Origin of the sequence: Nocardia sp. NPDC050710 (assembly GCF_040654375.1) — a bacterium.
Lineage (GTDB): Bacteria > Actinomycetota > Actinomycetes > Mycobacteriales > Mycobacteriaceae > Nocardia.
This window is the reverse complement of record NZ_JBFAHV010000039.1, coordinates 1-13,279: the sequence shown is the minus strand read 5'-3', so window position 1 is coordinate 13,279 and position 13,279 is coordinate 1. Positions and strand designations below refer to the sequence as shown.

14 protein-coding genes are annotated in these 13,279 nt (G+C 65.6%); 13 read left to right on the top strand and 1 reads right to left on the bottom strand.

Features of this window, described 5'->3' with window-relative positions; all coding sequences use genetic code 11:
* The first annotated feature begins 74 nt into the window (after positions 1–74).
* The 12 genes from AB0H61_RS37195 to AB0H61_RS37140 all read left to right on the top strand — a co-directional run bounded on the left by AB0H61_RS37195 (position 75) and on the right by AB0H61_RS37140 (position 10,816).
* On the top strand, positions 75–884 hold the full coding sequence (locus AB0H61_RS37195; protein WP_357313192.1) for a carbonic anhydrase family protein: 810 nt from the start codon (positions 75–77) through the stop codon (positions 882–884).
* A gap of 97 nt (positions 885–981) precedes the next feature.
* On the top strand, positions 982–1,374 hold the full coding sequence (locus AB0H61_RS37190) for a PaaI family thioesterase (RefSeq protein ID WP_357313285.1): 393 nt from the start codon (positions 982–984) through the stop codon (positions 1,372–1,374).
* A 79-nt stretch (positions 1,375–1,453) separates the two neighbouring features.
* Positions 1,454–1,756, top strand: a complete 303-nt coding sequence (locus AB0H61_RS37185) for an urease subunit gamma (RefSeq protein WP_357313190.1) — start codon at positions 1,454–1,456, stop codon at positions 1,754–1,756.
* Between the two features lie 8 nt (positions 1,757–1,764).
* A complete protein-coding gene (locus AB0H61_RS37180; protein WP_357313187.1) occupies positions 1,765–2,076 on the top strand; it encodes an urease subunit beta in 312 nt (103 codons plus the stop codon).
* A 23-nt stretch (positions 2,077–2,099) separates the two neighbouring features.
* Complete coding sequence (locus AB0H61_RS37175; protein ID WP_357313184.1) at positions 2,100–3,821, top strand: urease subunit alpha; 1,722 nt, start codon at positions 2,100–2,102, stop codon at positions 3,819–3,821.
* A gap of 207 nt (positions 3,822–4,028) precedes the next feature.
* Positions 4,029–4,580 carry a DUF3558 domain-containing protein gene (locus AB0H61_RS37170; protein ID WP_357313182.1) on the top strand — a complete coding sequence of 184 codons (552 nt, stop codon included), beginning with the start codon at positions 4,029–4,031 and terminating at the stop codon, positions 4,578–4,580.
* A gap of 17 nt (positions 4,581–4,597) precedes the next feature.
* The gene (locus AB0H61_RS37165; RefSeq protein ID WP_357313179.1) at positions 4,598–4,972 is read left to right on the top strand and encodes a hypothetical protein; all 375 of its coding nucleotides are present in this window, start codon (positions 4,598–4,600) and stop codon (positions 4,970–4,972) included.
* Between the two features lie 15 nt (positions 4,973–4,987).
* Positions 4,988–6,289 (top strand): hypothetical protein, encoded by a 1,302-nt coding sequence (locus AB0H61_RS37160; RefSeq protein WP_357313177.1) that lies wholly within the window; start codon positions 4,988–4,990, stop codon positions 6,287–6,289.
* A complete protein-coding gene (locus AB0H61_RS37155; RefSeq protein WP_357313174.1) occupies positions 6,286–7,056 on the top strand; it encodes an ESX secretion-associated protein EspG in 771 nt (256 codons plus the stop codon). Before AB0H61_RS37160 ends, AB0H61_RS37155 begins: the two co-directional genes overlap by 4 nt.
* 243 nt (positions 7,057–7,299) lie before the next feature.
* A complete protein-coding gene (locus AB0H61_RS37150; protein ID WP_357313171.1) occupies positions 7,300–9,081 on the top strand; it encodes an ABC transporter ATP-binding protein in 1,782 nt (593 codons plus the stop codon).
* A gap of 907 nt (positions 9,082–9,988) precedes the next feature.
* Entirely contained in the window at positions 9,989–10,489 is a 501-nt protein-coding gene (locus AB0H61_RS37145) for an erythromycin esterase family protein (protein WP_357313169.1), read from the top strand.
* A 78-nt stretch (positions 10,490–10,567) separates the two neighbouring features.
* Positions 10,568–10,816 carry a hypothetical protein gene (locus AB0H61_RS37140; RefSeq protein WP_357313166.1) on the top strand — a complete coding sequence of 83 codons (249 nt, stop codon included), beginning with the start codon at positions 10,568–10,570 and terminating at the stop codon, positions 10,814–10,816.
* A gap of 56 nt (positions 10,817–10,872) precedes the next feature.
* Here the strand turns inward: AB0H61_RS37140 and AB0H61_RS37135 are convergent, their stop codons facing one another.
* Complete coding sequence (locus AB0H61_RS37135) at positions 10,873–12,135, bottom strand: alpha/beta fold hydrolase (protein ID WP_357313164.1); 1,263 nt, start codon at positions 12,133–12,135, stop codon at positions 10,873–10,875.
* 415 nt (positions 12,136–12,550) lie between these two features.
* Between AB0H61_RS37135 and AB0H61_RS37130 the strand changes: the two genes are divergently transcribed.
* Positions 12,551–13,117, top strand: coding sequence for a GNAT family N-acetyltransferase (locus AB0H61_RS37130; protein WP_357313161.1), 567 nt, complete (start codon positions 12,551–12,553; stop codon positions 13,115–13,117).
* Positions 13,118–13,279: the final 162 nt, after the last annotated feature.

The window sequence follows — 13,279 nt, the reverse complement described above, 5'->3', positions numbered from 1 at the left end:
CGCGCCGCTCGTGTTTCGAGAGACTCGGCTCGTCGAGCCGCGGACCTCCCAGCGTTGCTCGAGGAGTTGTGTTCGTGCGCAAATGTTTCCGTCGCCCGCATTTCACCGCTGCCGCTGTGGCCGCGATCGCCATACTGGCGCTTCCCGCGTGCTCCAGCGGTGCGAACGAGCCGCAGGCGAATCCGGCGCCACACACACCGGCACACTGGGACTACGACGCGGAAGGCCCCGACCACTGGGCCGATCTGGACCGGGACTTCCTTGTTTGTCAACGCGGCCATCAGCAGTCCCCGATCGACCTGGCCAGCCGGATCCGGCTCAGTCCGCGAGACCACATCACAATCGAGTACGCGCCGGTCCCGTCGGTCGAGCTGGTGAACAACGGGCATACCGTGCAAGCGAATCTGCCCGCGGGGAACGGGAATCGGATCCTCGTGGACGCAACGCCGTTCGAATTGGTGCAGTTCCATTTCCACCTGCCGAGCGAACACACCGTGGACGGCGTCGGCACCACCATGGAGTTGCACTTGGTCCACAAGAGTGCGGCGGGCGCCCTCGCGGTACTCGGCGTGCTGCTGCAGGCGCGACCCGGTGCCTCGCCCTTCGCCGCCGTCCTCGGCGCGGCACCCGCACAGGCGGAGGCGGCGATCACGGTCGCGGGCCCGGTGGATCCGCGCGCATTCCTGCCGACCGATCCCGATCAATTCCGCTACCAGGGTTCGCTGACCACCCCGCCGTGCAGCGAAGGCGTGTCGTGGACCGTGCTGCGCACCCCGGTGGGTGTCGCGGCCGCCGAAGCCGACAGGTATCGGGAGCTCTTCCCGCACAGCAATCGGCCCACCCAGCCGCTGCACGAGCGGACGGTGACGCTCGCGGGCAAGTGAACCCGGCGCGTCGCGCGGCGGCGGGGGATGCCAAGGTGGATGTATGACGCAACAGGAGACCTCGGCCATCCGCTCGCTGGCGGATGTGACGCCGGAGATGATGACCACGGCGAGCGAGGGCACTTTCGCAGACCTTCTCGGGCTGCGCTACACCGAGATCAGCCCGGACCGCGTCCGCGGCGAATGGATCGTCAAGCCGCACCTCTATCAGCCTGCCGGAATCGTGAACGGCGGCGTCTACTGCACTGTCATCGAGACCCTGGCCAGCATCGCGGGCGGGGTCTGGTACGGCGAACGGGGCACCGTCGTCGGGGTGAACAACAACACCGATTTCCTGCGCGCGGTGCGGGAGGGCACGCTCTACGGCGAGGCCACCCCGGTCCACCGCGGCCGCACGCAGCAGCTGTGGCAGGTCGTCATCACCGACGAGGAGGCTCGCGTGGTGGCCCGCGGCCAGGTCCGGCTACAGAATCTGGCCAAGCGGGACTGACGCTCGCCCCGCATCCCCGGAACGGGCGTGCCAGAATGACCGTCACCCCATTCGCCCCCCGAACCGGTGAGGAGCTCGGATGCGACTGTCGCCGCACGAGCAGGAACGGCTGCTGCTGAGTTACGCGGCCGAGCTGGCCCGGCGCAGGCAGGAGCGCGGGCTCAAGCTGAACCACCCGGAGGCCGTCGCGCTGATCACCGACCACGTGCTGGAGGGCGCGCGCGACGGACGCTCGGTCGCGGAGCTGATGTCCTCCGGGCGAACGGTTCTCACCCGCGCGGACGTCATGGAGGGTGTGCCCGAGATGATCCACGACGTGCAGGTCGAGGCGACGTTCCCGGACGGCACCAAACTGGTTACCGTCCACCACCCGATCGGCTAGGGGCGCACATGATTCCGGGCGAATATCTCTGCGCCGAGGGGACCATCGAGCTCAACGCGGGGGCGGATCGCATAGAACTGGATGTAGTGAATACAGGCGATCGGCCGGTGCAGGTCGGCAGTCATATGCACTTTCCGCAGGCCAATACCGCATTGGAGTTCGATCGTGCGGCGGCGCACGGACGGCGGCTGGATATTCCCGCCGGCACCGCTGTGCGCTTCGAACCCGGTCTGGGGCAGCGGGTTTCGCTGGTCCCGCTCGGCGGGCGCCGCGAGGTCCACGGCATCAGCCTGACACCCCCGGGTGGCCTGGATGCCTAGCGCCGCAGCTCGGGAGGTAGGACATGAGTGAGCTGAGTCGGGCTCGGTATGCCGAACTGTTCGGGCCGACCACCGGTGACCGGATCCGGTTGGCCGACACCGATCTGCTGATCGAGATCACCGAAGACCGCAGCGGCGGGCCGGGACGCGCGGGCGACGAGGCCGTCTTCGGCGGCGGCAAAGTGCTACGCGAATCCATGGGTCAGGCCCGTGCGACCCGCGCCGACGGCGCGCCGGATACCGTCATCACCGGTGTGGTCATCCTGGACCACTGGGGAATCATCAAGGCCGACCTCGGCATTCGCGACGGTCGCATCTGCGGCATCGGCAAGGCGGGCAACCCCGACACCATGTCCGGTGTGCACCCGGATCTGGTCGTCGGCCCCTCCACCGAGATCATCGCGGGCAATGGCCGCATCGTGACCGCGGGCGCCATCGACTGCCACGTCCACTTCATCTGTCCCCAGCTGATGGACGAAGCGCTCGGCGGTGGCATCACCACCCTCATCGGCGGCGGCACCGGCCCGGCCGAAGGTTCCAAGGCCACCACCGTGACCCCCGGCGCCTGGCATCTGGCCAGAATGCTGGAAGCCACCGACCACTGGCCGCTGAACATCGTCCTGCTCGGCAAGGGCAATACCGTCAGCGAAGCGGCCATGTGGGAGCAATTGCGGGCCGGCGCTTCGGGTTTCAAACTGCACGAGGACTGGGGTTCGACGCCCGCCGCGATCGATGCCTGCCTGCGGGTGGCCGACGCGTCCGGCGTTCAGGTCGCCTTGCATTCGGATACGTTGAACGAGGCGGGTTTCGTCGAGGACACCCTCGGTGCGATCGCCGGCCGCGGCATCCACGCCTATCACACCGAGGGCGCGGGTGGCGGGCACGCACCCGATATCATCACCGTCGCTTCACATCTCAACGTGTTGCCGAGTTCGACCAACCCCACCCGGCCGCATACGGTGAACACCCTCGACGAACACCTCGACATGCTGATGGTGTGCCACCACCTGAGCGCCTCCATCCCGGAGGATCTCGCCTTCGCGGAGAGTCGCATCCGACCCTCGACCATCGCCGCCGAAGATTTGCTGCACGATCTGGGCGCCATCTCGATGATCGGCAGTGATTCCCAGGCCATGGGCCGCATCGGCGAGGTCGTCATGCGCACCTGGCAGACCGCGCACGTCATGAAGCGCCGCCGCGGCGCCCTGCCCGGCGACGGCGCCGCCGATAACGCCAGGGCTCAACGCTATGTCGCGAAATACACCATCTGCCCCGCGATCGCGCACGGCCTCGATGACGAGATCGGTTCGGTGGAGGTCGGCAAACTGGCCGACCTGGTGCTGTGGGATCCCGCATTCTTCGGTGTGCGCCCGCACGCCGTACTCAAGGGCGGCATGATCGCGTGGGCCGCCATGGGCGACGCCAACGCATCCATCCCGACCCCGCAGCCGGTGCTGCCGCGCCCCATGTTCGGCGCCGCCGCCCCAGTCGCCGCCGCCACCTCGCTGCATTTCGTCTCCGAACACGCAATCGCCGACGGACTCGCGGACCGACTGGATGTGCGGCGAAAGCTGGTGCCGGTCAAGAACGTTCGGGCAGTGACCAAAACCGATATGCCGGGCAACGATGCCATGCCGCGGATCGAGGTCGATCCGGACACCTTCACCGTCCGCATCGACGGTGAGGTCTGGACCGAGCAGCCAGCCACCGAACTTCCCATGGCGCAGCGCTACTTCCTCTTCTGAGTCGGCCGCCCCGCCTTCGCAATGCGCGCGGGCCGATCGGTAGGGTCTCGCGCAGCAACAGGGGGCGGATCGTCTCGGCGTTCGCCCGGCCGACCGAGCCGCGCGCCGAGTTGCGACGAGATGGACGGAGCCCCAGTGGAACCGAACTCACATCGGCTGCGTCCTACACTGTGGGGCATCTGTGTTGGGCCTGGACGGGAGGCTGTGGTGGGACGACGGACGACGGCGACGGTAGCGGCGCTGGCCGGGGTGGTGTTGCTGGCCTCGGGGTGCGGGTCGGAGACCGATGGGAAGGCGACGCCGAGTACTGGGGTTGGTACGTCGGCGGCGACTGCTGCGCTATGGGATCCGTGTACGCAGATCTCGGATCAGGTCCTTCAGAAGGTCGGCGTTGTGCCGGCTACGAAAGAGTCCGGCATCTCGGGGGTGCAGCAGCCAGGTTGGAAGGTCTGTTCGTGGCATGACAGGCAATCAGGGTGGAACTATTCGCTCGGCGTCTGGTCCACCACGAACACTGTCGACGACTTCCAGAAGAAGTCCGAGAATACGAACTTCTCCGATATCTCGATTGCGGGGCGTAGTGGGGTCACATACCACCGTATGAACGACAAAGATGGCGAAGACTGCGATCTGCTGTTTCCCGCAGCTCAGGGGGCGGTGTTGATTACGGCGTTCAACACCGCGGCTGGAGCGGGCGTCGCACCGTGTGATCGTGCTCGGGCGGCAGCAGAGACACTTGTGCCCTTATTCCCGCGCTGATCGAAAGGTTGTGGCGGATGGCCATGAACGACGAAATCACCACCTGGCGATACCTTGCCGATGAGGCAAAGGCAGGGCGGCTGTACCTGGATTCCACCGTGGCGAAGGATTGCCGGGACGCTTGCAATCGTCAGATCGACCTCTATGAGGGACTGCGCGAACAGCTGAAGATGGTGCAGACGGTTACGGGCTTCGGACGATTCGAGTGCTCGGAACTGCTGGCAAAGATGTTGGGAGCCAAGGCTATAGGCGGTGCTGGTGATGTCGACACGGCCTTGAAAGAGCACATCGAGGTCGTGGGCCTGATCCGCGACACGATCGAGGTCTCGGTGACACGATACGAAGCCCAGCAGCAAGAGTCCAAGGACAAGCAAGACCAGCTCTTGAGCTAACCAGGGGGATTGACGATGGGTTTGCCGTTCATGGTTGCGATTGCCGCGGTACTCCTCGAGCAGGGTAAATCCGGTCCACCGGATGTATCCAGAGATGAGAGCGTCGAGGCTACCCAGGCGCGGAATCGGATTCGAGAGATCGTGGATGCCGTCGATGACGTCCAGTATCAGGACCCCCAGGTCCCGGCGAGCGCGTTCGATGATCCGGATCGGATGGACGACCTCTATAGCCGTGTACAGGAAATGAAGCCCGAAGACATCGGGGTCACACACGCCACATGGGAGTCCATCCGCAACAAACTTGATCAGGGTCTGCCGAACTTCAAAGCGGATATCGGGAAGGCGATCGCTGACAAGTGGACCGGGGACGCGGGGTCGGCCGCCGCGCAGGGAATCGCCGATTACATTGCCAAGTCGGGCGACCTCCTCGGCTCCGTGCAACTGGTCGCGGAGAAGGTGAAGATTGTGCGATCCGCAATCGACATCACAAAACCTGCTGTGCAGGAGGCTCCCGACAGCACATGGTCGAGCAATGTGGCGAGCTGGGTACCCGGGCCCACGTGGAAACTGAATCAGCACCGCGACGAGCAGTACCACGACGCCAATGTGAACGTCGTGAAGAACGTCTTCTATCCCGCGGTCAAAGAAGCCGATACGCAGGTGCCGCTGGTACCCAAGCCTTACAACCCGATTCACCAGTCGACTGATCAGCCGATTCCGTCCCAGCCGACCACCGGACCGCCAGGGCAACAGCCGACTTCCGGGAGCAAACCGGATTCGGGGGATAAGGCGGGGCCGGGGAGCGAGGACGATCCGCGCAACACCGAGCCGAGCGCAGCGAATCCGACCGCGTCGAAGGAGAACACGACGGATCCGGCGTCGACCGCACCGGCGTCGGCGAATGCTCCGACGACTCCCGCAGCCGCGAATCAGGATTCGCGGACCGATCCGAGCTCGAACCGGCCGGGGGACAATCCGCGCGCCGCCTCTGGGATGCCGGGTGTGAGTTCGCCGGGTGGTGCGGGCAGCCCGGCTGGGGCGGGCTCGTCGGGCACTCCGTCACCAGGTCGGAGTGTGCAAGGTGTTCCGGGGGCTGCGGCCGGAGTGTCGGCGGGTGCCGCGAATCGTGCGAGCTCCGGGCGGTCCGGGACGAGCGGACTTCCGGGAATGGGTGGATTTTCCCCACGCGGGAAGAGTGAAGATGATAAAGATCATCAGACTAAGGAGTATCTGGTCAATCAGCAGAACGGTGAGGAACTGACGGGATTGGATGAGGCAAGCCGCGCCAAGACGGTGCCGCCGGTGATCGGCGAATGAGCCGAAGGGACTGGACGTTTTCTCCCCTGGCCTTCAAGGTGCTGTGGCGCGCCGCGGACCGGGATGTGCTGCCCTACCCGCTGCAATACCGTTCGACGTTCGACACCGTGAGCGAGTACGACGAGGCGTGGAAGGCGGAAGCCGGTGCGCTGCACCGGATTTTCGACGAGGAGATGTACGCCGCGCTGCGGGTTCTGGCGGAACCCGAGGCGCGGATCGAGGTGGCGGGTGATGTCGGTGGGGACCGCATGCGGGTGCATGCGGCCGTGCACTACCGGCACGGGGTGCTGCTCGTCCAGGAACCGGCCGGGTCGCCGTACCGGGGTGGAAACGTGCGCATGATGATGTTCGACGCGGCGCAATTGCCGCGCCGGATCATCGGACTACTACCGAGTACCGCGCGCGGCCGCGGACCTGGCCTCGAAGTTTCCCGGCACGACCTGGAGGCCGAGGACGATGGCCCCTACCGGGTGTCCCATGATGATTCCTCGTGGTCGCCGCGCGCCCAAGCGGAGCGCTTCTTCGAACGACCCCGCAGCCTGGTCGTACACGTCGCGGTCTATCCGGGCGCCGCCTTCGACAACCGCCCGGCCCCGTCCCGAGGTTTCCACGTCATGGACTATCCCGACGGCCGCTACCTCGTCCGTAGCGGCGGCACCATCCAAGCGGTTCCGGCCGACCGCATGGGACTGCTGATCGACCTGGAACGAATCGTCCGCTTCACCGTGACAAGCCACCGCGAGGAACACGACCCCAGCTATCGTTGAAGCCGCAGGGCGCACCCGGATCCGTTCACCGGGTCGGATCCGTGCAACGGGATCTGGTCACCCAGCATTCGGAGCTCGACCAACACGCGGCCGTTCATGAACGCGCGCGGCACCGACTGGCCCTGAGCGTGACGAGAGCGGACTCAGCTCGCGGTCGGCGGATATTCGCTGGCCGTAACCCGCCTGGATGCGCGATCATTGCTCACCTGCATCGCTCGATGATTCGAGACGAGAGGGGGGAGCATGAGTTCACGCGCAACGGCGGTCAAGCTGGTGCTGCGTTTTTATGGCCGGGAGATGGCCTCTCGCAAGGCCACGACGATTCCGGCGCTGCTGGCGCCGGCACTCGGCAATATCTGCAACCTGTACATCGCACCGCTGATCGTCGCCATGGTGGTCGGCCGGGTCGCGGTGACCGGGGATACGAGTTTCGGGGCACTGGCTCCGTATATCCTCGCCTTCGGCGGCGCCCTGCTGCTCGCGGAACTGCTGTGGCGCATCGGGATTCACTGTCTGAACCGAGTCGACGCCTACGGTATCGAGCACCTGTACATACTCGCCATGGACGAGTTGCTCGCCAAGGACGCGGCGTTCTTCCACAATAACTTCGCCGGTTCGCTGACGAAACGCTCGCTCAGTTTCGCGGCCCGGTTCGAACAGTTCGTGGACACCCTCGCCTTCGAGGTCCTGGCGGCACTGGTGCCGCTGGTGTTCGCCTCGGTTGTGTTGTGGCGCTACAACCCCGTGCTGGTCGTCGTGCTGATGGGGATGATCGTGCTGACCGCGCTGGTCATCATGCCTTTGATCCAGCGCCGCCAGAAGCTCGTGGACGACCGGGAGGCCGCCATTGCGCAGGTTTCCGGGCATGTGGCCGACAGTCTGGCCAATATGCAGGTGGTGCGCGCCTTCGCTGCCGAGCCGCAGGAGGCGGCCGAGCATCGGCGGCGGGTCGCCTCGTCGCGGCGAAAGTCGGTGCGTTCCTGGGATTACGCGAACCTGCGGATAGATACGCTGGTGGCGCCGCTGGTGGTGCTCACCAACGTGATCGGCCTGCTGATCGCGCTGGGCCTCAGCGGCGAGAATGCGGGGGTGGAGGCCATTGTGGTGGCATTCACCTACTACTTCAACGCCACCGGGATCATGTTCCGGTTCAACCAGATCTACCGGCGGTTGGAGACGGTGCTCACCGAGGCGGCGCAGTTCACCGAACTGCTGCTGGACGAACCGAAAGTGCTCGATATCGAACATCCGGAACCACTGCGGCCCAAGGGCTTCGACGTGCGGTTCGAGAGAGTGAATTTCACGCACGGGGGTGCGCGGCAGCTGTTCCACGGATTGGATCTGCACGTGCCCAGCGGCGCCAAGGTAGGCCTGGTCGGACGATCCGGTGGCGGCAAGACGACCATCACCCAACTGCTGCTGCGGTTGATGGATATCCAATCCGGAACCATACGCATCGGCGGGCAGGACATCGCCCGGCTGCGGCAGGCGGATCTGCGCAGTCTGATCGCCTACGTGCCACAGGATCCGGCCATGTTTCACCGGACCCTGAGCGAGAACATCCGGTTCGCGCGCCCGGACGCCACGGACGCGGAGATCTTGCGGGCCGCCGAGGCCGCGCACGTCACCGAGTTCGCGGAGGCGCTGCCGCAGGGTATGGAAACGCTCATCGGCGAGCGCGGCGTGAAACTGTCCGGCGGCCAGCGCCAGCGGGTCGCGCTGGCCCGGGCCATCCTGCGGGACGCGCCCATCCTGCTCTTGGACGAGGCCACCAGCGCTCTCGACTCGGAAAGCGAATTACTTGTGCAGCAGGCGCTCTGGGAGTTGATGGAAGGACGGACGGCACTGGTCGTCGCGCACCGGCTGAGCACTGTGGCCGGGATGGACCGGCTGGTGGTGCTCGACCACGGGCGAGTCGTCGAGGAGGGGACACACGAGGAGCTGCTTTGCGCGCAAGGAACATACGCGCAGCTGTGGCGGCACCAGTCGGGTGGATTCCTCGGCGAGGACATGGTCGCCCGTTGATCGGAGTTCATTGGAGCTCGATCCCGCCGTAGGCACGTGGGAACTTCGAGACGGCGTCGGGATCAGCTGCTTCCGCACCTGGTCACGCAATGCGTGTGGATCCACGACGGGTAGGTGTGGGTGTTGGCGGCGACGGCATCGCGGAGTGTCAGTGCCGCTCAGCAGGTCCATCCACCTGCGGAGAATGGGGGTCATCGCTGCGGTCACCGTCGTGATCACCGCCGGTGCCGGATCTCTCGCCTGCACTATTTCCAATTCGGCGCGGTTTGGCCATGCGCCGGATGCCGACGGCCGGGGCATCGTCACCAGCTCGTTTCCGCCGCAATGCGTCGAGATCGACGACACTCGCCTCCTGCTCGGCACTGCCCGGATCATCCTCCGGAGCGAGGGGCCGCGCCGCGCCGGGGTCGACCGGCCACCACCCTGTCTCACGCTGCAGTTCCGATCGCAGGACGGGTCGGGTCGGTGCAGGATCGTAGACGGAGCCGCCTTCCGCACGCCAAGTCTTGTGGGGACGCTCGCCGGCTTCTTCCGTCACGCGCCGCGGGCGACGCGGCAGCCGGGTGACATTCGACGTGCCGTCTCCCGCCCCGGGGGAACCGCTCTCGGAAGCTTTCATTCCTTCCAGCTTTCTGCGCAACCGTTCCAGCTTGTCGAACCTCTTCCCGCCGGGCCCTGGCATGGATTCCCGTCCCGGCACTTCCCGGTCCGACATCGAGCTAGCCGCCGACGAGTGCCACGACACCCGTCGGCGCCACGACCGCCGGTACGCCGAGCTGATGTCTGAATTTATTGCTGATTGCGTCGCTCACATCCGTATTCTCCCTCAGGCCCGCCACATTTGTTTGCTGGGTGACCACTGAGTACCGGAGCCGGGCCCACGCCGCCGCGAGACTCGGTGGGGCGTATGTATCCGCAGGCGTCGGTATCCGGTCCCGACTCCGTCGTTGACATCTGCTTCACCTCCAATTGCCTTTGCCTTCAAAGTCAACTAGCTTTGCAATCAAAGACATCTTTGGTCGCTACTCAGCTCTCCTGTCCGGCACTGGGAAGGGGTGTCGAATACGGCGTCGCGGACCGGCTCACCCTGGCTGCGATGTCGCAGGAGTTCCCGACCACAGGATCTCTGCTCCGGAAACGGTTCGGCACCGGCTACCTGTCGGTGGCGGTCACCTTCCATCACGGCCAGGTCCGCGCCGACATGGACATCCCCGCGCCGGCGAAAGATTTCGCCGACATCGTGCTCGACCTGCCCGAACGCGAGAACTATGTGCTCGATTTACGGAATCCGCCCGCCGACGCGGTACAACGATGGCGGCACGAGCCCGCGAAGCTCCGTCTCGTCATCGAAACCCTACGACCCGGACCGCGATGCCGACCACTACATCGGTGGTGCCGGCCTGGGTGAATGGTTCGACATCCTGCTCCGGATCCGCTCTATCACCCCGACGCAGTCACTGGTCGGCTCGCAGCCGACCGAGCGCAGATGAACCCAGCGCGCAGTGCTGCGATCGCCTACGGAACGTACCGACGACCGGCGGTGCCCGACGAATCCTGGCTCAACAGTGACGAATCCGAAATCCGCGCTGCCGCGGCGCTGGCGCTCGGCGTGCGCACCGATCTGCTGGGCAAACTGGTCGCGTCGACTGGATATCAGCCACCGCGCGCCCGCCTTTCGCGGCGCACTCGTCGCCAATACTCGCGCCCCAGGCCCGAGGCTGAAGGACACGGCTGAACGTCCGCTGTCGGCGACTCCGCACCCGCCGCCCAGTAAGCCACGGCCCAGCCTTATCACGCACATACCTTGTCCCGCACCGAGTTCGGATCCTCCAGGTAGCGGACCACCTCGACGTCGATGCAGTTGTTCTCGTTGCCGAAAACGAAAGTGTGTCCATCGCCCTCACGAACCAGCAGCGGACTCGTCATGTACTTCGCCATCCGTTCGGCATTGCCAACGGGAGTAGTGGGGTCGTGCCGGGTGCCGACGAACAATAGCGGCGCCGCGGAGTCGACGCGGGTTGGTACCGCGGGCAGGATCTTGCCCGGAATGATCTTGCCTGGGAACGGCCAGAGGTCGCAGTCTTCCAACGGGAACTCCGCCGGGCGGCGATCGTAGTTGTCGAAGGTCGCGGCGTCATAGATGGCTGCCGCATCCTGCTGTACAGCCGCGCGATCGGTAGTCGGGTCCGCCGTATCGGTGCAGGTAATGGCGGTGATCGCATTGGTGTTGGCGCTGTCCTGAGAGTCGGCGAATCGGCGGACCATGGTGCCGTCGCCATGTCGGAGCGCTTCCAGCGCACGTAGATAGGGCTCCCAGAACGACCGCCATAGCAGGCCGGTATAGGTTGCTTCGAGGATGTCGCTCGCCGTCACCGGCTCGCCCCGACGCGCGGGCAGCGGACGCTCGTCGGCGTTGCGCAACAACTGCTGGAAGGTCGCCTCGGCGGTCGCCGGATCGACGCCGAGTGGGCACTCGGCACCGGACCGCCGGTATTCACCGGCGCAGAAGGCGGCCAGTCGGGTGAAGGTGGCCTGATAGCCGCGTTCCTGACCGACGCGCATCTCGTTCGGTCGCTCAGCGATGTCGACGACTCCGTCGAGTACCGCGGCACGGTAGTTGCCGGGAAAGCGCAGCGCGTACATGGCGGCGATCTGGGTGCCGTAGGAATAAGCGAGCAGGTTGATCCGTTCCTCTCCCAGCACCGCACGCAGTAGGTCGACATCATTCGTCGCCTCATCGGAACCGATATGGCGCAGCACGTCGAGCCCGGTGTCACGCACGCAGGCCGCGACCTCCGCCCGTTCGGCTGCCTCGGTCGACTCGGGATCATCGGTAGAGGTGTCGGGTTCCAGCCCACCAGCGCACTGGATCAATGGCGTGGACCGGCCTACCCCCCGCGGGTCGTAGGAGACGATGTCGAAGTCTGCGAGCACTTCCGGCGGATAGGGCGCCTCGATCAAATCCAGTCCCGTACCACCTGGCCCGCCGCTGATCGCGAGCAGCGTGCCCTTCTTCGCTCCGGTCGCAGGCCGGCGCGTAATCGCGAGAACCACCGTCTGTACCTCAGCGATCGAACGTCCTTGCACGCCTTGGTAATCGAGCGGCGCCCGCACTCGGGCACACTGCTGCCCCGCCGCCGGTTCGGCGAACCAACCGCCGGTTTCCCCATCCCCACAGGAGACCCAGTCGATGGATTGCCCATAGAACGCAGCCAGGCCCGACGAAACACCCGTTGCACGAAGATCTGGCCGGTCAGCGGAACAGCCGCCTACGAACGACGCGGCGATGACGAACACGGCAATCGAGCACATCGCCTTCAAAGCCGACGAAGCGACTGAACGGTGTATTTCACGCACGCGGAGAAGTCAACAGTGCTCGCCGCTATCGGAACAACTCCGCGCAGCAGGATCGACTGCCGGCCAGTCGGCCGGTTCGATCCGCTCGCCCAGCGGCATGTGAGTGTGTTCGGTGATCCACCTCGAGGAGAGCGGTCGAGAATTATTCGGATTGCATTCGACGGCATCGACATGCGCCCTTCGGGGCGTGATAGAGATGCGGGTGGCGACGTCCGACGATTGGAAGGTTTGGCGGCAGCTGCGGCTCGCGGCGCTCGCCGATGCTCCCTATGCGTTCACATCGCGACTGCGGGATTGGCAAGGCAGCGGTGATCGTGAGGAGCGCTGGCGGGATCGGTTGAGCCTTCCTGGATCGTGCAATCTGATAGCGGTGTCCGATGGGCTCCCTGTTGGAATGGTGAGCGGTTTCCCGGGTTCGCGGGTTGACGCCGTTGAGTTGGGAACGCTGTGGGTCAGTCGCGCAGTGCGGGGGCGCGGCGTTGGGGACCGTCTGGTGCAGGAGGTCCAGCAGTGGGCGACACAGGTGGGCGTTGAGGTCCTGCTGCTGACGGTCGCCTCCAGCAACGAGCACGCCATTGCGCTGTACCGGCGCAATGGTTTCGACCGCGCCGAGCCATCCGCGCGCGAGCCGCTAGCCGTTGGCAAATTCACAATGTGCAAAGTGCTACGGGCCGGGTGAGGACGCGTCGTCAGCCGCGCGCATCCGTCGGCAACCCGACCCGCAGTGGGGTCGGCGCGCATTGGCACGCTCATCGGCTACTTAACACTGGTGCCAGGGCCTGATCCCGGCCAGGATCGGGTCCAGGTACCCGGTGAGAAGCTCCCAAATCGGCTGCCCACC

Excerpts from the sequence above, each read along its gene's own strand:
- AB0H61_RS37140 (WP_357313166.1), top strand. The coding sequence starts at position 10,568 with ATGAACCCAGCGCGCAGTGCTGCGATCGCCTACGGAACGTACCGACGA.
- AB0H61_RS37180 (WP_357313187.1), top strand. The coding sequence starts at position 1,765 with ATGATTCCGGGCGAATATCTCTGCGCCGAGGGGACCATCGAGCTCAAC.
- AB0H61_RS37155 (WP_357313174.1), top strand. The coding sequence starts at position 6,286 with ATGAGCCGAAGGGACTGGACGTTTTCTCCCCTGGCCTTCAAGGTGCTG.
- AB0H61_RS37160 (WP_357313177.1), top strand. The coding sequence starts at position 4,988 with ATGGGTTTGCCGTTCATGGTTGCGATTGCCGCGGTACTCCTCGAGCAG.
- AB0H61_RS37190 (WP_357313285.1), top strand. The coding sequence starts at position 982 with ATGATGACCACGGCGAGCGAGGGCACTTTCGCAGACCTTCTCGGGCTG.
- AB0H61_RS37175 (WP_357313184.1), top strand. The coding sequence starts at position 2,100 with ATGAGTGAGCTGAGTCGGGCTCGGTATGCCGAACTGTTCGGGCCGACC.
- AB0H61_RS37145 (WP_357313169.1), top strand. The coding sequence starts at position 9,989 with ATGTATCCGCAGGCGTCGGTATCCGGTCCCGACTCCGTCGTTGACATC.
- AB0H61_RS37185 (WP_357313190.1), top strand. The coding sequence starts at position 1,454 with ATGCGACTGTCGCCGCACGAGCAGGAACGGCTGCTGCTGAGTTACGCG.
- AB0H61_RS37150 (WP_357313171.1), top strand. The coding sequence starts at position 7,300 with ATGAGTTCACGCGCAACGGCGGTCAAGCTGGTGCTGCGTTTTTATGGC.
- AB0H61_RS37165 (WP_357313179.1), top strand. The coding sequence starts at position 4,598 with ATGGCCATGAACGACGAAATCACCACCTGGCGATACCTTGCCGATGAG.